The sequence below is a fragment of the Streptomyces sp. E11-3 genome (genome assembly GCF_046540415.1).
Taxonomy (GTDB): Bacteria; Actinomycetota; Actinomycetes; order Streptomycetales; family Streptomycetaceae; genus Streptomyces.
In genome coordinates this window covers 1,662,859-1,683,019 of sequence record NZ_JAZGRL010000002.1, presented here as the reverse complement: position 1 = coordinate 1,683,019, position 20,161 = coordinate 1,662,859, and the positions used below count along the sequence as shown (strand labels likewise).

At 68.7% G+C, this 20,161-nt stretch carries 20 protein-coding genes; 11 read left to right on the top strand and 9 right to left on the bottom strand.

Annotated features, from left to right (window positions below; all coding sequences use genetic code 11):
- Positions 1-71 precede the first annotated feature (71 nt).
- Both U9R90_RS26720 and U9R90_RS26715 read right to left on the bottom strand, forming a co-directional pair.
- A complete protein-coding gene (locus tag U9R90_RS26720) occupies positions 72-521 on the bottom strand; it encodes a Pycsar system effector family protein (protein ID WP_411059226.1) in 450 nt (149 codons plus the stop codon).
- 103 nt (positions 522-624) lie between these two features.
- On the bottom strand, positions 625-930 hold the full coding sequence (locus tag U9R90_RS26715; protein WP_411059225.1) for a hypothetical protein: 306 nt from the start codon (positions 928-930) through the stop codon (positions 625-627).
- A 169-nt stretch (positions 931-1,099) separates the two neighbouring features.
- Between U9R90_RS26715 and U9R90_RS26710 the strand changes: the two genes are divergently transcribed.
- The 8 genes from U9R90_RS26710 to U9R90_RS26675 all read left to right on the top strand — a co-directional run bounded on the left by U9R90_RS26710 (position 1,100) and on the right by U9R90_RS26675 (position 10,211).
- Positions 1,100-2,086 (top strand): hypothetical protein, encoded by a 987-nt coding sequence (locus tag U9R90_RS26710; protein ID WP_411059224.1) that lies wholly within the window; start codon positions 1,100-1,102, stop codon positions 2,084-2,086.
- The gene (locus U9R90_RS26705; RefSeq protein ID WP_411059223.1) at positions 2,086-3,285 is read left to right on the top strand and encodes a hypothetical protein; all 1,200 of its coding nucleotides are present in this window, start codon (positions 2,086-2,088) and stop codon (positions 3,283-3,285) included. Before U9R90_RS26710 ends, U9R90_RS26705 begins: the two co-directional genes overlap by 1 nt.
- A gap of 57 nt (positions 3,286-3,342) precedes the next feature.
- On the top strand, positions 3,343-6,327 hold the full coding sequence (locus U9R90_RS26700) for a hypothetical protein (RefSeq protein ID WP_411059222.1): 2,985 nt from the start codon (positions 3,343-3,345) through the stop codon (positions 6,325-6,327).
- 29 nt (positions 6,328-6,356) lie between these two features.
- Complete coding sequence (locus U9R90_RS26695; RefSeq protein WP_411059221.1) at positions 6,357-7,688, top strand: glycoside hydrolase family 6 protein; 1,332 nt, start codon at positions 6,357-6,359, stop codon at positions 7,686-7,688.
- Positions 7,689-7,728: 40 nt separating this feature from the next.
- Entirely contained in the window at positions 7,729-8,097 is a 369-nt protein-coding gene (locus U9R90_RS26690; protein WP_411059220.1) for a hypothetical protein, read from the top strand.
- A 124-nt stretch (positions 8,098-8,221) separates the two neighbouring features.
- Positions 8,222-8,653 (top strand): hypothetical protein, encoded by a 432-nt coding sequence (locus tag U9R90_RS26685; protein WP_411059219.1) that lies wholly within the window; start codon positions 8,222-8,224, stop codon positions 8,651-8,653.
- A gap of 76 nt (positions 8,654-8,729) precedes the next feature.
- The gene (locus U9R90_RS26680; protein ID WP_411059218.1) at positions 8,730-9,050 is read left to right on the top strand and encodes a hypothetical protein; all 321 of its coding nucleotides are present in this window, start codon (positions 8,730-8,732) and stop codon (positions 9,048-9,050) included.
- A 327-nt stretch (positions 9,051-9,377) separates the two neighbouring features.
- Positions 9,378-10,211, top strand: coding sequence for a hypothetical protein (locus U9R90_RS26675; RefSeq protein WP_411059217.1), 834 nt, complete (start codon positions 9,378-9,380; stop codon positions 10,209-10,211).
- A 492-nt stretch (positions 10,212-10,703) separates the two neighbouring features.
- On the opposite strand, the gene U9R90_RS26670 is transcribed toward U9R90_RS26675, so the two are convergent.
- The 6 genes from U9R90_RS26670 to U9R90_RS26645 all read right to left on the bottom strand — a co-directional run bounded on the left by U9R90_RS26670 (position 10,704) and on the right by U9R90_RS26645 (position 16,583).
- Positions 10,704-12,326: a hypothetical protein gene (locus tag U9R90_RS26670; RefSeq protein WP_411059216.1), complete on the bottom strand. Its 1,623-nt coding sequence runs from the start codon at positions 12,324-12,326 to the stop codon at positions 10,704-10,706.
- 348 nt (positions 12,327-12,674) lie between these two features.
- The gene (locus U9R90_RS26665) at positions 12,675-13,670 is read right to left on the bottom strand and encodes a hypothetical protein (protein WP_411059215.1); all 996 of its coding nucleotides are present in this window, start codon (positions 13,668-13,670) and stop codon (positions 12,675-12,677) included.
- Positions 13,671-13,812: 142 nt separating this feature from the next.
- Positions 13,813-14,601: a hypothetical protein gene (locus U9R90_RS26660; RefSeq protein ID WP_411059214.1), complete on the bottom strand. Its 789-nt coding sequence runs from the start codon at positions 14,599-14,601 to the stop codon at positions 13,813-13,815.
- 27 nt (positions 14,602-14,628) lie between these two features.
- Positions 14,629-15,639, bottom strand: coding sequence for a hypothetical protein (locus U9R90_RS26655; protein WP_411059213.1), 1,011 nt, complete (start codon positions 15,637-15,639; stop codon positions 14,629-14,631).
- Positions 15,636-15,926, bottom strand: a complete 291-nt coding sequence (locus U9R90_RS26650) for a hypothetical protein (RefSeq protein ID WP_411059212.1) — start codon at positions 15,924-15,926, stop codon at positions 15,636-15,638. Before U9R90_RS26650 ends, U9R90_RS26655 begins: the two co-directional genes overlap by 4 nt.
- Before the next feature lie 69 nt (positions 15,927-15,995).
- A complete protein-coding gene (locus U9R90_RS26645; protein ID WP_411059211.1) occupies positions 15,996-16,583 on the bottom strand; it encodes a hypothetical protein in 588 nt (195 codons plus the stop codon).
- A 479-nt stretch (positions 16,584-17,062) separates the two neighbouring features.
- Between U9R90_RS26645 and U9R90_RS26640 the strand changes: the two genes are divergently transcribed.
- Both U9R90_RS26640 and U9R90_RS26635 read left to right on the top strand, forming a co-directional pair.
- Positions 17,063-17,704: a ParB N-terminal domain-containing protein gene (locus U9R90_RS26640; RefSeq protein ID WP_411059210.1), complete on the top strand. Its 642-nt coding sequence runs from the start codon at positions 17,063-17,065 to the stop codon at positions 17,702-17,704.
- An 11-nt stretch (positions 17,705-17,715) separates the two neighbouring features.
- Complete coding sequence (locus tag U9R90_RS26635; protein ID WP_411059209.1) at positions 17,716-18,360, top strand: hypothetical protein; 645 nt, start codon at positions 17,716-17,718, stop codon at positions 18,358-18,360.
- A gap of 152 nt (positions 18,361-18,512) precedes the next feature.
- Here U9R90_RS26635 and cspE read toward each other — a convergent pair whose 3' ends face one another.
- Positions 18,513-18,722 (bottom strand): transcription antiterminator/RNA stability regulator CspE, encoded by a 210-nt coding sequence (cspE, locus tag U9R90_RS26630; protein WP_411059208.1) that lies wholly within the window; start codon positions 18,720-18,722, stop codon positions 18,513-18,515.
- A gap of 376 nt (positions 18,723-19,098) precedes the next feature.
- Between cspE and U9R90_RS26625 the strand changes: the two genes are divergently transcribed.
- On the top strand, positions 19,099-20,145 hold the full coding sequence (locus tag U9R90_RS26625) for a peptidoglycan-binding protein (protein ID WP_411059207.1): 1,047 nt from the start codon (positions 19,099-19,101) through the stop codon (positions 20,143-20,145).
- Positions 20,146-20,161: the final 16 nt, after the last annotated feature.

Below are 20,161 nucleotides of genomic sequence, written 5' to 3'. Positions count from 1 at the left end.
GGGCGAAATTGCTTCCGTCAGAGCGGAATCCGCGTCCACCATCGCCGTCGGCGCTGCGGAAAAACGGGGCGTCACCCCGCCATGGCTGCGAGAAGGACGAGCGGCAAGACCGCGACTGCCCCGATGGTGATGTGCACGGCCAGGCGCAGGGTCGTGAACTTCTGGCGGGCGATCTGGGAGCGGACTAAGAGTTGCTGAAGGCGGATGTCTGGTGCGAGGTCTTCGAGCACTTCGTCCGGGGTGCAGTCGGCCCAGTTGAGGAAGGAGCCACGAGTCGCTTGGCCGATATGGGGCCGCAGGACGAGCAAGACGAGCAGCATCGCGGCGACGAGTCCGGCCGCAGAGATCGCGGCCAGGACGGTGACTCTCGCCGAGAAGTCGCGTCCGGGGATCGCCGCGACAAGGACGGCCAGGGGGATGCCGAGCGCAGTGAGCATCGCGCCCGCCTTCGCGTCAGTGCGGCCGATCTCGGCGGCTACCTCAGCGTAGGCACGGGCAAGCCGTTCATCCGCGTCCTCCATGGGGAGCTCCTCCACCGCGCGCCTGCTACCGGACGCCAAGTCTGCCCTGCCTCGAACGGGGAGGGGCATGGAGTTCGCAACTTGGCTGAGAAGCCGGGCCAGTTCAGCCTTGAACGCGGAGTGCCTTGCATACCTTGCCCAGCCCAGCGGCACGAATGAGGGGTGCCGTGCCGACGCGGAAGCCTTCCTCGCCGACGTTGATCACGGGGACGGGGTAGGTGTTGCTCTCCGCCAACCGCAGCCCTTCCGCAAGGTCCAGCCCGAGCACGTGGGACGCCGTGTCCAGCGGGACTGCTAGCGGCAGCTCGTAGTCGGGTGCCTCGCTGTTCCCATCGCCCCGCACGGCCAGAACCATGTCGTCGATCGGGTCCATCGCGGCCTGCACCGTGGGACGTTCATCGCTCGTCATGGCCGCAGGCTACCGGCGCAGCGGTCGCGCCGCGGGGGCTCGGGCGAGCTGAAGGAGCAGCCCCGGACACCGGCCGTGCAGGAGCGTCGGCTGCTGCCTGGGACACAAGATGCTCCCACGGTGAACGCTGCGCTGTCTGATCGTCGAGTGGCAGAGGGAGCGACGCCATATGGCTTGGGACAGCGTGCCGTGGTTTACCGAGGGAGGTGCCGAGCACAGCAGTGAGCTGGCGCGGCTGCTGGCGTATGCGGCGTTCGGCGGGGCTGAGGGAGTGGTCGGTGCCCGAGACCTTCAGGTGCGGGCCCTGTCGTCGCCTGCCGCGTCCGTGCAGATCCGTACCGGGGCGTGTGCGATCACCAACCGGGCCGCGGGTGCGGCCTATCAGTCGTATGCAGCCCGGCTGCCCGTCGCTGAGCAGATCCCCATCGCCGCGACCGGCGCGACCGCGCGTAGTGATCTGGTCGTGGCCCGGATCGAGAACCCGTACTCCTACGGTGAGACCTGGCCCAACCCGCCCGATCCGAAGGTGGGCCCCTACGTCTTCACCCGCGTCATCAGCGGAGTGCCCAAGACGACGACGCACGTGGGTCAGGTGCGCTCCTCGGACTCGGCCATTGCTCTGGCACGGATCGACATTCCAGCGAACACCGCGTCGATCACTCAGACCATGATCAAGGACCTGCGGGAGATGGTCAGCCCGCGGCGGCGCCGTGTCGTACGGCATCTGCACGGGGTGTGGGACACGCCTGATGAGGTCGGCAACATCAAGGAACCGAACTGGGAGATGTTCCCCAACGGGGCCCGGTGGGACATCGAGATCCCGGAGTGGGCCACGCAGTTGTTCGTGCAGGCGACGTGGGCACAGCTCGACCAGCGCAACCCGTACCACGCCTACGGCTATCTGCGGGTGCGGGTCGGTTCGCGGGCCACCAAGAGCACCCGCTACAACTGCGACTGGGTCGGTTCGCCGCAGCGGCACACCTTCGTCGGCGGCGGGCGCCTCTACATTCCCGCGTCCATGCGCGGCACCGTGCAGACCGTGACCATGGAGGGCTCCGGCCGCAAGGGCGACAAGGGTGTGCTGGAGGTGGACGGTGGCTCGGTGGTCTTCACCGACCTGGAGTTCGTCGAAGCCCCGGATGAGGACGAGTCCTGATGCCCGAGGGTTGGAGGTTCATCGCCCAACGCGCCTTGCCGGAGGAGATCCTGGACTGGGACGTACCGCTCGCGCTGAGCAGCAACCCTAGGCGGGACCTGTCCGGGCCGGGCTCGATGACGGGGACGATCGAGCCGGAGTACGCACGCATGATCGGCCCGGACGGGAAGCCGGTCCTGCAGGAGTGGGGCACCAAGCTGTATCTGGAGATCGACGGGCATATCCGCTGGGGTGGCGTCGTCACGAAGACGCCGTACGACGGGCCCAAGGCCACCATCCAGTGCGAGGGCTTCTCCGCCTACCCGCAAGGCATCCCCTTCGAGTCGCACCTGGTGTCCGGTGCACTCATCAAGCCCAAGGACCCCTACGCGGGCAAAGACAAAAACCATGACGGCTATATCGACTTCGTGCGGCCGAAGAAGAAGGTGCCGCCTCCGCCCAAGCCGTACGGCGGGCCGCGCATCGACGTTTACGACGCCTTCCGCAAGATCTGGCACCACGTCCAGTCTCGCCCCTACGGCGACATTGGTCTAAAGGTCGACGGCCACAAGCTCGGAGAACTCCTCGGCGCGAAAGACGGCTCCGACCCATGGGAGCTGGCCTGGTGGGACAACCCGGACTGCGGCCAGGCCCTGGACCTGTTGACCCGCACCACCCCCTTCGACTGGATCGAGACCCACGCCTGGGACGGGGGCGGCAACACGGTCAGCCACCGCCTGCAACTCGGCAAACCTCGCCTCGGCCGTAAACGCTCCGATCTGCGCTTCGCTGACGCGGAGAACATCTCCGCCATCGCGAAACCGGAGGGCATGGGCGACGACTACGCCAACGATGTCGTCGTCCTGGGCAAGGGCGAGGGCCGCAAGATGAAGCGCGCCCAGGTCCACCGCTACGACGGACGGCTACGCCGGGTCGCCACCGTCACCGACAAAACCCTGTCCTCCGCCAAGGCCCTGCGTCTGCGCGGGAGCCGGGAACTGGCCGGGCGCACCCAGGATCTCCAGATACCGGCGATCCAGGTCATCGACCACCCCAACGCACCGTTCGGCTCGTGGCAGCTCGGCGACGACATCCGCGTCCAAGTCGAGGTGCCCTGGGTGGGCGAGGTGGATGTGTGGCACCGCATCGTCGGCGACGAGATCAGCGCGGACGGCACCTGCGTGCTGACCCTCAAGCGCTCCGACTCCTTCGTGTACTGACCTCGCCCGCCCGGAGGCCGCGACGGTAGCCCCCTGCGCGGCGCAGCATCCCGCGCCATGGCGAACTTCCTCGACACCCAGGTCGATGCGCGCCGCATGGCGGATCTCCTGGCTGACTACGACCGGCGGTTGAAGGCGCTGGAGCGTACGACGCAAGCCGCGCACACCTCTATCGAGGGCGGCGCGATGGAGATTTACGACGAGGAAGGCCAGCTGCGGGGCTCGGTCGGGGTCCAGGAGGACGGCACGGTCGCCGTCGTGGCGGTCAACGCCGCACCGCCGCCGACACCGTTGGCCCCCACGGTTGAGCCGGTACTGGCCGGGCTGGTGGCCGGGTGGGACGGGCAGTGGGCCGACTCCTACACCACCCCCAGCGACGTCTCCCACGTCCAGATCCATGTCGGGGCGAGCGCGGACTTCACTCCTACCGCCTCCACGCTGGCCGCGACCATCACCAGCCCCGGCGGCGCCAAGGCCACGCTCGCGCTGGACGGCTACGGCCCGGTGTGGGTGCGCCTGGTCGCGGTGAACACCGCGGCGCTCGCCGGTCCGGTGTCCGCCGCAACGCAGGGCACCCCACGTCAAGCCGTGGCCCAGGATCTGATCGAGGGGATCATCACCGAGACGCAGCTCGCCGAGAACGCGGTGTCCCGCGCCGCATTGCAGGTCGGCGCGGTCGGCCACAACGAACTCGCGATCGGCACCGGGAACCTCTTCCCTGACGCGTCCTTCGAGGGTGCCTTCACTGACCGGCTGCTGGCTGGTACCAGTCAGTGGACCCTGACCGACGGCAACGGCTCCCCCCGCGCCCTGCGGACAACGAGCCCTGGCCCCGACCCGCTCTCCGTCAGCCTGCTCATCACCGAACTGCCCGTCTCCCCAGGGGACCGGCTCTTCCTGGCCTTCGACTACCGGGCGTCGGCCGACTGGGCGGGCGACTCGCTGCGGCTGTATCTGCGCTGGCAGGACGCCACCGGCACAGTCCTCGGGTACGGCACCGCCATCGCCGCCCCCACCCCTGGGGCAGGGTGGGGGCGCATCAGCCGCCAGGTCCAGGCCCCCGCGGACACCGTCACCGCGACGGTGTGGGTGCAGAGCTTCCAAGCCAGCGCGGGGGCCGCGGACTTCGACAACGCCGAGATCCGTACCGTGATCGGTGCGGGCATGGTGCTGGCGGAGTCGATCGGCGCCCTGGAGATCGCCGCCGAGTCCATCACCGGCAACCACATGGTCACCAAGACGCTGACCGCCCGCGAGGTACAAGCGCTTTCCCTCACCGGCAACGAACTGGCCGCGAACAGCATCACGGCGGGCAAGATCGCAGCCGGGTCCGTGGAGACGCCGCATCTGTCGGTCGGGGCGGTCCTGCCCGAGCACGTCGCCGTCGGCGCCGGAACCAACCTGGTACCTGATCCGGGATTCGAGACCGCGGCCACCGCACAAGCAATCGTGGCCGCCGGGGCACCGTGGAGTCTGGTGCCGGGCAACCGCAGCGGTGTCGGTATCCGTCTGGACTGCTCTGCCCCCGAGCCCGTGTCCTTCACCCTGCCGGTGGCGACCGTGCCGGTGCTGGCCGCCAACCAGTTCCAGATCGGCATCGACCTCCTGGTCTCCGACGACCTTGCCGCCCAGGCGGTGAAGATCCTCGCCCGCTGGGAGAACACCGCGGGCACCGTCCTTGGCTACGGCGTCGCCGAGACGCGCGCGCCGGAGGCGGGGGTATGGCAGCGCATCACCGGGCAGGTCGCCGCCCCCCAGGGCGCCACCCAGGCCGTGATCTGCCTGGAAGCCACCGAAGCGACTGCCGGGGCGGTGGTCTTCGACAACGCCGAGACCGTCCCGATCTTCGGCCGGGTCAGCGGCGGTGCCCGCGCCGAACTGGGGCCCCAGGGCCTGCGCCTGTTCGACGAGGGCGGGGACACCGCGGTGTCCCTGGTCACCGGGATGCCGCAGTACCTGACCCTGCGCAGTGGCGGCCAGGCCGTGGCCACCATCGACACCGAGGGCAACGCCGGATTCTCCGACCTGAACGTCGCCGGGCAGCTCACCGTGGGCGGCGACCCGGTCACCGCGCTGCTGGGTCAGCAGGCCCGCGGGCTGGTCGCCATCGACTACCAGGCCGGATCACGCCGTACCACCAGCAGCGAATACGGCTTCGTCGAGCTGGCCTTCGACGCCGACCCCAAGCGCATGTATCGCATCGTCTTCGACGCCAGAGCCAACCCCTCCAAGGCAGGCGGGGAGATACAGCTGCGGCTACGCGACGGCGGCGGCGCCGCGGCCACCATCTCCTCCCCGCAACTCCAGTTCTCCAACCACCACATGGCGCTCGGCAACTCGCTGCGAGTCCGACTGGAATGCATCCGCTCCGGGGCCGCGCTCGGCGCCGGACTCCACCGCCTGCTGCTCACTTTCCAGAACGCCTACGGGCCCGCTGACCAGTACGTCGACCTGTACGGGACGAGCAGCAGCCCCGGCTACCTCTACGTCGAGGACATCGGCGCCTACGTACCGGAGACCGGCCGCTACAACACCGGCGGCGGCAGCACCGAACCCCCGGTGCGCACCTACACCAAGACCTACACCGCCTCCTGGTCCGGCTCCTACGCCAAGCGCTCCGGCTACAACGCCTACTACAACAGCGCCTGCCTGCAGGGCTACTACAGCTCCAACAACGGCACCCAAGCCGCCCTGGTCGGTTTCCCGGCCGCGCTGGCCTCCGACCTGTCCGGCGCCACGATCGAAAAGGCGGAGGTCTACCTGTACTTCGAGCACTGGTACTCCGCCTCCGGCGGCAAGGCCGTCATCAAGGCACACTCCCATGCCTCGCGGCCTGCCAAGTTCTCCAGCGACTCGGAGTCCAAGACCATCTCCTGGTCTCGCAACCAGGGCAAATGGGTCGACATCACGAGCGTCTTCGACTCCACGAAGTGGCGTGGCATCGCGTTGGACCCCAACTCCACCAGCCGCACCTACTACGGGCGCGCCCGCGGCGCAGGACAGACCTACCCGCCCAAACTCCGCGTCACCTACACCAAATAACCCCAGGCCACACAAGGAGAGACCTGCTCGTGCCTGCCCTGTATGGGGACCTCATCACCAACGGCACCTTCACCGACGGCACCACCGGCTGGTGGTCATCCGACCCCGCCATGGTCACCCTCAACACCCCCGGCACCGGGCTGGAGGCCACCGCCACCACCGACGCGGTCATCCTCCGGGACGCTGCCGTGGGCCAGGACAACATCCCCCTGCGCCCCGGCTGCGCCTACACCCTGTCGTTCACCGCGCGGGCCAGCCAGCCCGGCACCACCTTGCGGGTTGTGGCCGGGCTCGGCGCCGACCCGTGGACCCCGGCCGTCGAGCGCACCGTCACCCTCGATACCGTCCACCGCCACTACGTGCTGCCCTTCACCTCCACCCTGGCCACCGAAGTCGGGCGGATCAACTTCCAGTTCGGGCAGGGCACCCCGGTCACCGTGCACCTGACCGAGGTCCGCCTGACCTGCTCCACCATCCACGAGGGCTTCTACACCGACCCAGACTCCAACGCCGCGAAATGGGTCCGCGACAACCCCGATGACCCCCGCACTGCCAAGATCGCCCAAGCCCTGGTGCGCCGCCCCGGCGCCCGCTGGTTCGGCAACTGGAACACCGACATCGCCACCGACGTCGACGCCTATGTCACCGCCGCGGCCAACGCCGGACAACTGCCGATCCTGGCCGCCTACAACATGCACAACCGCGACAACGGCGGGGAATCCTCCGGCGGCGCCACAACCCCGGCCGCATACCGGGCCTGGATCGACGCGTTCGCGGCTGGCATCGGCGACCGCCCGGCGCTGGTCATCGTCGAGCCGGACTCCCTCGCCCAACTCGGCAACCTCCCCACCAACGCCGCCCGCACCGAACGCCTAGACCTGGTCGCCTACGCAGCCCAGACCCTGGCCGCCTGCCCGATGGCCCGCGCCTACCTCGATGGCGGCAACGCCACCTGGATACGCCCCCAGGTGATGGCTGAACGGCTGGCCGCCGCCGGGATCAGGCAGAGTGCCGGGTTCGCGATCGGTGTCGCCAACTTCGACGCCACCGACATCTCCTGCACCTACGGCAAACAGGTCACCGCCGAACTCGAAGCCCGCGGCATCAGCGGCGCCCGCTTCGTCATCGACACCGCCCGCAACGGCAACGGCGCCATGGACGAAAACGGCCAGCACGTCGACTACTGCAACCCCGCCGGCCGCCGCCTCGGAGTCCCCAGCTCCCTCGGCGTCGGCGGCGCCGAATACCTGCTCTGGATCAAGGTGCCCGGCGACTCCGACGGCTCCTGCGGCATCGGCGAAGGCATCAACGCCGGAACGTTCTCCCCCTACCTCGCTGAACGCCTCATCGACGGCCGATAACCCCCCCGCTTCACTCCCGCTCACCTGACGAAAGGACAGCGTGCCAGCCTCCTCACTCCACGACGAGTACACCCTCCTGGCCACCAACGCCCAGTTCACCGCCCGAGTCCGCATGGCCTACACCCACCTGGCCCGCGACGTCCTGACCGAAGACCAGACCACCCCCGGCAACCCCCTGCGCGCCTCTTTCGCCCGCAGCGTCCTCAACCCCGGCGACCTCGCCACCCCCGCCCTGGCCGCCCTCATCGCCACCGACCCGGCCATCTCCACGGCCGCTGCTGCAGGCCTCCGCGCCGACGACCCGGACTCCGCACAAGCCGCCGTCACCGACACCCAGATCCTCACCGCCGTCCAGGCCGCATGGAACATCGCCGCGGGCGTCACCCCCGCCGAGACCTCCCCGGCCTGACCACCACCGCGCGACACAAGCACGCCGGGACGGCACCGTACGCACCGCGGGGAGCCGCGGGCCCGTCCACGGGGTCCCGGCTCCCGCGCCCCCGTATCGACCGAACAACCCGAGGAGACCGCCAGTGGAACGGCTCGTCTCGCTGGCACCCGTACTCACCCCCCTCTTCGGGATGCTCGGCGCGCTCGGCGGCGCCTGGCTGCTGTACCGGCAAAACCGGCGCAAGGCCGATGGCGAAGTTCAGGTGGCCGAGTCACAGACCCTTGTCGCCTCGGTCCAGGCCGTCACCGAGGGATTCACCAGCCTCCTCGAACAGCAGCGTGCAGCCACCACCCAGACCCAGGAACGCATGGCCAGCCTGGAGGCGAAATACAGCGACCTGGAGCGCCGCGTCGAGCACCTGCAAGAAGAACAGCGGCAGTGGCGCCGCTGGAAGGCCGCCGCACTCGAGTACATCCACGGCCTGCGCGGCCTCGTCCGGGACGCACTGCACCGGCCGCCACCGGAGCCGCCCGGAGAGATCACCGCCGATGTCGAACAGCACGACGCCATGTAGCCCAGCCCACGACACAAACCAGCCGAGGTCCGCATGCTCTGCCCTCCACCACCCCTACCGGAAAGGCAGACCCCTCATGTCGACTCTCGACTCCATCACCACCGGCGCCCAGGTCGGCGCCTTCCTCCCGCTGCTCACCGCGATCGTGCAGCGCCCGGCCTGGTCGGCGGACGTGAAGAAGGTCGTCGCTGTCGCCCTCGCCCTGGTCGCGGGTGTCGTCACCGTCGCGGCCTCCGGCGGCGTGGACCAGTTCCAGCACGGCACGCTGACCTTCGCCACCCTCGCTGCCGTCCTCGCCGCCTCGCAGTCCACGTACGACCTGATCTGGAAGCCGAGCAAGGTCGCCCCGGCGATCGAGTCGGTGACCAGCCCGAAGGGGCCGGAACCGGCTGCGTAGCGTCGCGGGCGGTGGTCCGCCGGGTGCCGGCGGGTATCATCCGCACTCAGGTGGCCGCCTCGCCGCCGAACTCACTGCGTTGAGGGCTGCTGCTGGTCTCTGGAGTTTGGGTTTCCCTTTCCTCCAGGGTCAGGCCAGCAGATTCCAGCCCGAGACCACTGCGCGCGTGCAGAGCGCCCAGGGCCGGAGAGTGGTTGCTCCTGCGATGACCCGGCACACGGGGTGGGTTCGGTTGCGAGGCGGCCATCGCCGACTACGTACCACCGCAATATGCGGTACTCGGGGCTTTCGAGCAGCGAGCCGCTACAACCAGGAGGAACCGCCGGGATGGCCGACGCGCAGCCACCTGCCGAGATGGTCACGGCAGAGGTCAAGCGCCTTAAGGGAATGTCGCATCAGGCGTTCTTCGAGGCGTGGACCGCTTTCGTCCAGGGCGGCACCGATCGGCGGACCTCTCGCGAGGTGCAGGCGGCTGCTTTCGGTTCGCGGGACCTGGCCAGCCGGACGCTCGTCGCGGCCGATCGCGCTGCCCGCGAGTTCAAGTCCGTCGTGGTCCGCCGCGAGGGCGAGTCCAAGCGCGACTACCAGGCCCGCATCAGCACCTTCCGGACGCAGCTCCAGGACGCGCGTCAGCCCATCGTGACAGCGGTCGAAGACCTCGCCCTGGACGAGGCCGAGTACCTGGCGCAGCTCGATGACGAGGCGTTTGCCGAGGAGTGGGCAGCGTTCGTCCAGCAGGTCGCCGGGGCCGCGCGGTCGGGGCGTGACTACGTTCAGGGCCTGGCGTTCCGCTCGCTGGAGGTGGCTCCACGCACCCAGGCTCTGACTATCCAGATGATGCGGGCCCCGGAGAAGTTCCTGCCCGCTACGGAGGGCGAGTCCCGTAAAGCCCATGTCGCGCGTATCTCGCAGTTCCGGTCACGGCTGGAGGCCGAGCTCCGGTTCCTGCAGTACACCTTGAACTACTCGGTGGCGCGGTGGGGACGGATGCCGACGGCGCCGAACTATCGTCTTCAGGCGATGCGGCTCCTCGTCGAGAGGTACCCCGAGGAGTTCTCCCGGCTACGCAACGCGGTGCGCAACGATGCGAAGAAGGCGCGCGCTGAGGTGCGTCAGCAGCGGCGCGCCGAGCGCCGTGGGCGGACGCGTCCGGAGAACTGACGACGCTACCTCGTACCTTGGGCGCGCCCGGATGGGCGCGCCCTTCTTCGTACCCCAAGCGCGTCTACCTCCCGGCGGCGCGCCACCGCCTGGCCGGAGCAGACCCGCGCCGACGGGTCGTGGCAGAGAGAGCAGAGCGTGCCTGAGTGTGGCGCGTCACGCGAATCTGCAGGTCAGGCCCTGGCGCGCTACCTCGGTGGCGCGCGCCTCGGATGCTGGGCGCGCCCTGCGGGGTGGCGTGCGGCTCGGGGCGCGCGTTACTGCAGTGGCGGGGCGCGCTCGGCCCCGGCCGCATCGGCGCGCTCTGGTGAGGGCAAGCGCGCCTGCGGAATCCGCGCAGCGCGCCCGGTGGCGGAGTGAAGGCGCGCCCGCACGGTGGCTGGAGTCGTGCAGGCGAGCCTTCAGCGGGTGACGTGACGTGATGCGGCGGGCGCGCCCCACACCGGATAGGCGCGGATCGGGCGCGCCTGGCGCGCGTCACATCACGTCACCTCACCCGACAGTGGCCAGGTCGGTGTAGAGCGTCGCGAACATGTCGGCGATCTTCAGTTCCGGCTTGCCCGCGAGCCGGTAGGTGTTGGCGAGGTCCCGCTCGCCGCGCTCCTCCAGCAGACCGATCACGGTGGACCGGTGTTCCATGACGTGTGCCCGCAGCTTCGTCATCGGCGGCGGGGTCCCCTCGTCCTGGCCGGAGATCGACGCCAGGTGCTCCTGCATCGACATGCCCAGGATGCGGGCCTGGATTTCCGCCTCGGTGAGCAGCACCGACATCACCTTGTTGACCTTGTTCGTCTGGGCGGTACGGGGCCGGGGAAGGTCCTGCGGCTCCTCTGCCTCGCTGATGTCCTCGGGCCGGTCGGGAACCGGCGGCTCGGCGGCCGGGTCCGGGGGCGGCGGTGCCCCCTGCCCTGCTTCCTCAGGCTCCTCGGTGTCCGTCGGCGTGGTCGTCTCGCCATCCGTACGGACAGGCGGCGCCTGCTGCTCGCCGGATTGCTCGTCGTCCTCCTGGCCCGCCTGAGCCTGGTCAGCCTTCGCCTTGAGGTGGTCGAGCGACCTGGTGATCAGGTCGTCGGCGCTCATTACACCCCACGCGGTGTCCGTCTTCACGGCCTTGAGGGTGCGGCGGCCGTGCTCCTCACGTACGTCGCGCAGGGCGCTCTCCGGATCGGTGGGGTGCATCAGGGCCTCGCGGATCAGCGCGGCGGCCTGCTCACCGGTCAAAGCCGGGGCCTGCCGGGTGGCGGGCTGGCGCGGGGCAGCGGCCTGCTGGGGCTGTTGCCCGTGCTCCTGCAAATCAGCGTCGGGACGCAGTTCGGAGGCGGAGCGGGACTCGGCGGCGTCCTGTAGACCGAGACGGCGCAGCAGGGTGTCCACGGTGAATTCATGGAACCGCTGGGTCGCACCGGGCTGGATCTCCATGTGCAGGCTTCGCACACCGGTGAGCCAGGCTTCACCGATGGCGTGGAGGTCTACGATCGCGTCGACGGCCGCAGGGAGGTTCTTCTCCGCCTTCACCTTCCGCGTGGTGCTCCGGGTCGGCTTGTCGTTCTCGAAGGCCGTGACGATCTCTGTCCGGGCGAGCAGCAGGCACGGGCCCTGGTGACGGCGCAGGAGCCACAACACCTCGCCCCATCGGTCCTTGGCCCGGTTCCACAGGTCGGAGTCGATGACGACCGGGTCGTCGAGGGTGGGCACACGGGAGCGGTTGCGCTGCGCCTTGAGGATGGCGCGGTTGCGGGCGTACATGGCGATCTCGTCGCTGAGCATGTCCCACACGGAGGTCATGGAGTCGATGACCAGCATGTTGGGCTTGCCGTCGACACGGGGCTGAGCGTTCACCCAGCGGATCGCGTCGAGGATGTCCTGGTAGGAGCCGTCGTGCGGCACGATCTCGTAGTCGGCTCCGGGGATGCGGCCGTAGTAGTCGGCGGTCCCCTCGGTACCGCCGATCTCGATCCAGTACGTCGTGCCGATCAGGTCGGAGCCAGAGCCGCGTGCGGCTTCGAAGCTCTTGCCGGTCTTCTCCGGGCCGGTGAGCAGGATGATCGGCGGGTTCGGCTTGCCGGTGGGCTTCCGGCTCTTGCGGGTGCGCTGGGGCGCGGTGATTCCAGCCACGGGGTGGGCCTTTCGCTTCGGGTCTTCCGGGTTGCTCTCCCGGATGTTGCGGCGCGCAGGGCCTTAACTTCCCGCCCTGACGTTCGCTGTACTATTTTAGCGGATCGGGGCGGAGAATCCACCCGCTACAGCAGGTCGGAGACGTGATTCTCCGTGGTGGGGTCGGCATCCTCGCGGTGGCCCGGCATCAGGCGTCCAGATCCTGTACGTCGGCTTCGAGTCCGGCCGCCACCTCCACCGGCACGGCCTCCAGCCGATGACGTCGTGTTCGCAGAAGGGGTCCGCTCGTGAAAGCGGCGGACGCCCCGGATCGGGTGCGCCCGCCGCCTGTCGTACGGGTGCGGAAGGTCAGGATGCCTGAGCGGCGTCGGTACCGGCCCCCAGGCTGTCCATCCTGACGCCGTCGCCGTGCTCCTCCTGCTTCTCCGCCCGGTACCGGGAATCGAAGCGCGGACCCACGTTCTTGCGGCCGTTCTGCGGGCTCTGCCCCAGACGGCGGCCGAGCTGTGTGGGGTTGAGGTCGCCGCGGGTGCCGAACCGGTGCTGCTCGTCTGCGTCCCTGGCCGCCTTGTAGAGGGCGTACAGCTCCTCCTCGGACACGACCTTCACCGGTTCGCTCTCTGGAGTGTCCTGCTGCTCGTCGGCGGTCGGCTCTGCCTCCCTGTCCTTCTCTTTCCGGCCTGGCCCCGGCTCCTGGGCCTGCTCCTGATCGGGCGCAGGCGCCTTGGGCTGGGCAGGGGCCTTCGCCGTGGGACGCGGGGCTGCCGGAGTCCTCCGTGCGGACACCGGCGCTCCGGTGTCGAGGAGAGCACCGCTCCCGTCCTTGTCGATCCAGTCCGAGCCCGCACCGCGTGCGCGGACGAAACCGGAGATGTGCAGCCCGAAGCTGCCGCCGAGGGGGACCATGGCGGCAACGGCGCTTCCAACGGCGTAGACGATGACCTTGTTCTCCACCATCACGGTCGGCGCGCCACCGGTGCTGAACCACTCGCTGAGCGCAATCACGGCGTGCCCGACGTTCGCGGCGATCGAGATGCACAGCAGGAACGCGAAGATGCCCCACAGTGACCAGTAGTAGCCGCCCTCACGGCCGTCTGTGCCGCGTCGCCGGATCGAGGTGACTGCTCCGGCGTTGAAGGCGAGGAGCAGTTCGAGGGACCCGGCCATCGCCGCGGCCGCGAGCGCGGGGAAGCCGATCAGTGTCCCGGCCCAGTGGAGTTGGTACAGGGAGGCGAGCATCATTCCGAAGCCTGCGGCTCCAGCTCCGATGCGGAGGTTGCGGTGCCAATCTCGCAGCTCCCGCTCCCCCTGGGTGATGGCACGTACGGTAGGCAGTTTCGGCAAGACACGTCCTTTTCGTTCGGGTCTTTCCGAGGGGGCCTATGCTCATCGGTCCCTCGGAGTTGCCCAAACGATATAGCGTCGTGGCCTGCCGTGCTGCTCTTGATCCTGCATGGCCGTCATCGGCCCTTCTGCAGGGCAGTGTTCACCAGTCCAGTGCCTTGCGGGGTGCGCGCCGGTCGGGCCCGACGACCTTCGCCAGGTATGCGCGGTCTTCGATGCGGGACAGCAGCCGCTCACCGAGGACTGTCTTGATGCCCTCGCGCCGCAGGTTGGTGGAGAACACCGTCGGTCTGCCTGATGCCAGGCGGGAGCCGACCAGGTCTTTTGTCTCCCGGCGGACGAACTCCGTCTGCACGCCGTCCATTTCGCCGCACAGCTCGTCGAGGATCAGCAGGTCCGGGTCTTCGACGTGGCGTCTGCGGATCTGGTAGCGGCTCATGTCGTCGGGGCCGCCATCAGGGCGGCGCCAGGTGAGGTACGTGGCGTGCTGCACGAACCGCACGAGCAAGCCTCGGTTGCTGGCTTCATTGCCAAGTGCCGCGACCGCGGTGGTCTTACCCGAGCCGATGTTCCCGGACATGATGAAGTGCATTGTGCCGGGCCGCGCCCTCTGCTTCTTGGCCTCGACAAGCGAGCCGAGCCACCCACTCAGCGCCTGGGGACGCTGATAATCGTCCAGGTCGGAGAACCGCCACTTGAGGTAGTCGTCGTGGTCGGCCGCCTTCATGCTGTTCGTCCAGGCCAATGCGCGGGCGCGGGCCTGCGGCACGGAAACGTCCTCCCACAATTCGACGTCGTCCGCCTCCGGCGGGCCGGGAACACCCAACTGCGAGAGGTCCGCCCCGCCCCTCTTGAGGGCCGCGACCATACGGTCCGTGATCTCGAGCAGGCGCTTGGGTTCGCGCTCGGGGATGAAGCGCTCGGCTGTCATGGTGCTCACCGCTCGTTCTCCTTGGCGTTATGCGGGGACGATCCCGAACTCGGCACCGTCATCGTGGTCTTCGGGGCTGCTCGGGAGCGGTGGGCCGGCCTTGTCGTTCACGCCCCAGGTCTCCGCGTCGTTGTAGGGGGCGGGGCGGCCTCCGTACTGGGCGGGCATCGGCTTGTTGTTCCGCTCGTCGCTCAGCGCCCGTTGGAACTGGTGCGCCGTCGGGAAGTGCACTCCGGTGCGCTGGAACGCTTTGGCCACCTGCTTTTGCGTGTACTCCGCGTCCAGGGCCTGCTGGCTGAGGTTGATAAGCCCGAAGTACCAACTACCTTTCTTCGGACCTGCGTATGGGCCGAGGTGCTGCGCGGCGTGGTCGTAGTACCAAGTCGCGACCTCCTGTGCAGGCGTCTTCTCCTTCACCGTTTTCTCTTCGCCGCCCGGCTTCACCCGTGCGTCCATAGCGCTGGCTGTCGGCTGGCCGCGCTTGCCCTTCGCGGCGGAGCGCGCGGCGGCTGGCGGAGTGGCGCGCGGCTTCTTCTTCGGTGTCGGTTGAGCCTGAGGCTCGGCGGCCGCAGGGCCGTCCGGTGCGGCCACGTCGGGTGCTGCGGACTCTGTCGCGAAGCCGTCGGGGCCGAGGCTGCCGTCGGCGTAGCGGACGCGGAAGCTGCCGTCTTCTTGTTCGACGACTGGGATGTCCAGCTTCTTGCCGAAGGTGACGTAGTCCTGGGCCCACTGCTCGACGGGGTATTCGCTGACTGCGGCGCCCATACCGGTCGTGCCGTCTAGGAAGCGGCGCCGCTCCAGACGGTAGTAGCCATGCGCGGCCAGTTCGTGGAGCGCTTTACGGACCGCGTCGCGCCCTTCGCGCCCCTCGCCGCGGGCGAGCTGTTCGGAGCGGACGTTCCAACTGTCGGACTGGTCAAGGCAGTACGTCAGCACGCCGAGGGCGCGGAAGCTGATGCGGAAGTCGCGTGCGGTCGTGGACTCGACCTGGACGTAGTAGTGGCGGCGGTTGCGGCGCACCGCGCTGCGGTCGGTCACGCTGCTGCCTCGTTCGTCGTCTCGGGCAGCAGCCGGAAGTGGGTGTGCCACGTCTTGCGGCCGTGGGCGCCCAGCTCGTACACGCGCCGCGACTCGACCATCCCTGCTTCCCGCAGTTCGGAGAGGGGTTCACGAGCCTGGTGGTTGGTCAGGCTGCACGCGTCGGCGGCGTCCTGGACGGTGACCCAGCCCCGGCCATAGAGGACGAGGTAGCAGTACAGGCGGAACGCACGATCAGATATGCCCCCGGCAAGCGCCGGAGTTATGTCAACGGTTCTGCTGGACAAGACGGGAGTCCTTTGGGAGGGAGCCCGGCCGCCGCAGGGGGGCCGGGCGTCGTTCGACGGCGCGCTGGGCTACTGCTGCTGCTCGGGGGTGCTGCCGGGCGCGGCGGGGAGCATGGGCACACCGCGCAGCAGACTGTCGAGCTCTCCCTTGTGGAACGCCTCCATGACCGCTTCGCGGCCGCCGTCCTTCCAGCGGAGGGACACGGAGCCGGTGGGCTTACCGCCGGGGATGCGGGTGATGCCGGGGATCACCTCGCCCGTGGTCTTGTCGACGATGGCCCCGGTGGCCTTGTCGTATGTCGCGAGCTTGAGCATCTTGGCCCGGAACGCGGGGCGGGCCTGGATGATCGCCTCGGCCTCGCCGTGCTCCTCCGCGTAGGCGGTGAACGCGTCCTCGTCGTCGACTTCGTACTTGTCCTTGGAGACGGCCACCGTGTGAGTGGCTACAGCAACGCCGTTGACCTTGGCGTCGACGGATTTGGTGCCGCTCTCGGGATCGTCGTACGCGGCGAGGAGCGGGCCCTTTACGGCGGCGATCTTCTCGTCGATCGCGGGGACGACATGATCCTTGAACAGCTTGGCGAAGACCGAGAGGAGCGCGGCGTCTCCCAGGTACAGGACGGGCTCCGGCGTCGGGTCGACGTCGTCGTGCGACATGCGAATCCTTTCTCACCCAAGGCGTGGCCCAGGGCTTTTCGGGTCTGTCCTGGGCGGGGTGCAGAGCGTGTCGCCTGTTAGTACGTCGATCGGCGAAATCTGTGACACCTAGGCCCAGGTAGCTGGGTTGCTCTCCCAGCCGCAGTAAATAGTACAGCACGCGTCGCCATGTGTGGTAGCGCCCGAACTCCCGAATCAGACCGGGAGATTGCCCCTGGCCCGATGACTCGCACCAACCCCGCGACACAAGCAAGACGTGCCCCCTACCTTCCGCGTGGCTCTCCCGCCCCTGGTGACGTCGCCAGCGGCAGGCGGGCTCCGGTGCCGCCCCATCCGGAACGAGGGCGCGCCGGTCCGGCGGCGGGAGTGGCCCGGCCATGACGGCATGCCCCGCTTGCGAGGTGGGGCGCCGCGGTTGAAGTCCGCGGGCTCGCAGACTGCGCCCGCCGCCGGCACCCCGAACTGCCGGAAGGACTGCCGTGACCGAGACCGTGCCCGCGCCCCGCTACACCACCTACGTGCCGCTGACCGACCTCGCCCCTGCCCATGGGAACCCCAAGAAGCACGAGGTCGAGCGGATCATCGAGAGCATCACCACACACGGCTTCGTCGACCAGCCCATCGCCGACGAGCGCACGGGCACCATCCTCGGCGGACACGGCCGCCGCGAAGCCCTGATCGAGATGCAGTCCCGCGGCACCCCGCTCCCGGACGGGATTCTCCTGGACACCGACGGCGGCTGGCTCGTGCCCGTTCAGCGCGGCTGGGCTTCCCGATCTGACGCCGAAGCCAAGGCCCTGAACATCAAGCTGAACAAGATCGGCGCAGACGGCGGCTGGCAACCACGCTCCCTCGCCGCGTACCTCGAGGACATCGTGACCGCCGACGCCGACCTGTTCGACTCACTCGCCATCCCCGAAGACGAGTTGGAGACCCTGCTGCGCCAAGTCGATCCCGAAACGCTGCCCGGCGCCGTCAACGAGGGCCAGGCGCCCGCGATGCACCTCCCAGAGGATGGCGCGAACGGTCGGGACAGCGACGGGCTCAGCCTGGACGACGAGGGACGCGCACGTACAGCCACCTGCCCGGTCTGCGGACACGACTTCACGCCCGGACACTGAGGAGCTGAGCCGTGCCTAGTCGCCGCAAACCACGCCGCCCCGAGGCCGGGGGACGCCCCACCCTGCTGTCCGAAGCAGTTGAAGGGCGGATCGTCGCCGCGTGCCGGACTGGCATCGCCGTCGAGCTTGCCGTCGAGGCAGCCGGCATCTCCAGCTCGACCTACCGCCGATGGATGGCCCGTGGCCGCGCTGAGATAGCCGCGCGGGAGGACGGTCAGGCCCCGAACGGGGACGAGGACCCATACGTCGCCTTGTTCGAGAAGGTGCGCACGGCCCGCGCCGTGGCCGCCGCCCGTGCGGTAGCCAACATCAGGAGGGTCGCTGACGGGGGGATCGTCACGAAGGTCACGACGCGGAAGTTCCGGGACCCGGAGACCGGGAAGATCGTCGAGGAGGTCACCGAGGACCGGACGGCTCCGGACTGGCGCGCCGACGCGTGGTACCTGGAGCGGCAACACCGCCACCACTACGGCAAGGACGCCGCACTCGCCGTCGAGATCACCGGCCTGGACGGCAGCGAAGCCGCGCAAGAGGAACGCGTGGACCTCACCGCTCTCGCCGAGAGGCTCAACAAGACACTGTTCGCAGTGCAGTACCCCGACCCGCCGGAGCTGGAAGACGGCAGCGTCGTCGACGCCGAAGTGGTCGAGGGCTAATCACCTTTGCTGGCCCCTGAATCCGTCCGTGCTCCTAGCAGCAAGTACGGCCGCCGCCGTCACGGGCCTAGAGCCTGTCCGACGGTTGCGCGGGCGAATAGCGGCGCCGCCCCAGCCAGGCGAAAACAAGGCTGAGGCGGCGTTCGGCGTTCTCAGATGGCCACGACGTTGACTGCAGACGGGCCCTTCTGACCGTCCTGGATCTCGAACTCGACGTTCTGCCCCTCAGCGAGGGTCTTGAAGCCGTTGCCTTGGATCGCGGAGAAGTGCACGAAGACGTCCTTGCTGCCGTCAGCGGGCGTGATGAACCCGAACCCCTTTGACTCGTTGAACCACTTCACCTGGCCCTTAATCTTCGCCATGCACGCTCCTTCGGCTATGTCGACAGGCCGACAGCCTGTGGATCTTGCTGAGTATGCCCCCGGAAGTCTGCCCAGGTCAGAACCATCTTCATGCGTTGCATCTGCAGCGCGGTAGTCGACCAGCCAGTGCGGTACCAGGCCCACGACCCATCAGACAGGCCACCTAGTGAGCCGGTCTTGAGTTTCCGCGACACCACGTGAGGTACGTCCAGCACCAAGCCGCTGGTCAGCGGACCGCCGATCATGCGATCGGTGACGCAGAATCTCGAAATCGGGACACTAGGGCTGTGGCCCCGATCGGTAGCGCGCGACCTTAATCCGCACCGGCAGTCACGGTGCTCCCTCCTTGCTCACCAACCATCGGAGGAAGCACACCGTGACCGTCAACTACTACCCCGGCGCCAGCCGCGCGTACGACTACTCGCGCAGGTACACCGGTTCCCTGATCAAGCCGAACTGCGGCGTGCTCCATACCACTGAGGGCACGTCGCTGCCGTCGTACGGGGACGGCGCCTCGGCCCCGAACGTCACCGCCCGGCCGAACTTCGGGAAGAAGCGGCTGGACTTCTACCAGCACTACCCGTTCAACCGGTCCGCTCGCGCCCTGGTCAACCGCCCCGGCGGGGTGGAGACCAACACGCTCAACGTCATCCAGATCGAGCTGGTAGGCACCTGCGATCCGAAGCACAAGGCGAGCTGGAACGGTGCCAAAGCGGGCCAGGACTACATCTACTGGCCGGACGCCCCGGACTGGGCCCTGGACGCCCTCGCGTCGTTCCTGGCCTGGCAGCACAAGAACAACGGCATCCCGCTCTCCGGCCCCAAGACGTGGCTGGCCTACCCGTCCTCGTACGGCGCCACCAAGGCCCGCATGTCGCATTCCGCGTGGAACAACTTCAAGGGCTGGTGCGGCCACTCCCACGTTCCGGAGAACTCCCACGGCGATCCTGGTGACCTCGACTTCGCCAGGTTGATCTCCTTGGCGAAGGCCAAGGTGAGCGGTGGCTCCTCTGGCAACGTCACGACCTACACCGTGAAGTCCGGGGACACCCTGTCCGCCATCGGCACGCGGCTCGGCGTGAAGTGGCAGGACATCGCGAAGGCCAACGACATCTCCGAGCCGTACGTCATCACGCCCGGCCAGACTCTCAAGATCCCCGGCGGGGGCAGCAAGCCGAAGCCAGTTCCGCCGTTCCCCGGCGCCTCGTACTTCGGGCCGGGCAAGAACAACTCACACATCACGCTGCTCGGCAAGCAACTCCTGACGAAGGGCTTCGGCCGCCACTACACGTCCGGGCCGGGCCCGAAGTGGTCGGATGCCGACCGGAAGAACGTCGCCGACTTCCAGCGCTCCCGCAAGGAACTGCGCGGTGACCCGGACGGCATCCCCGGCCCGCTCACCTGGAAGCTCCTCTTCTCCTGACCCCGCCCCTGGTCGG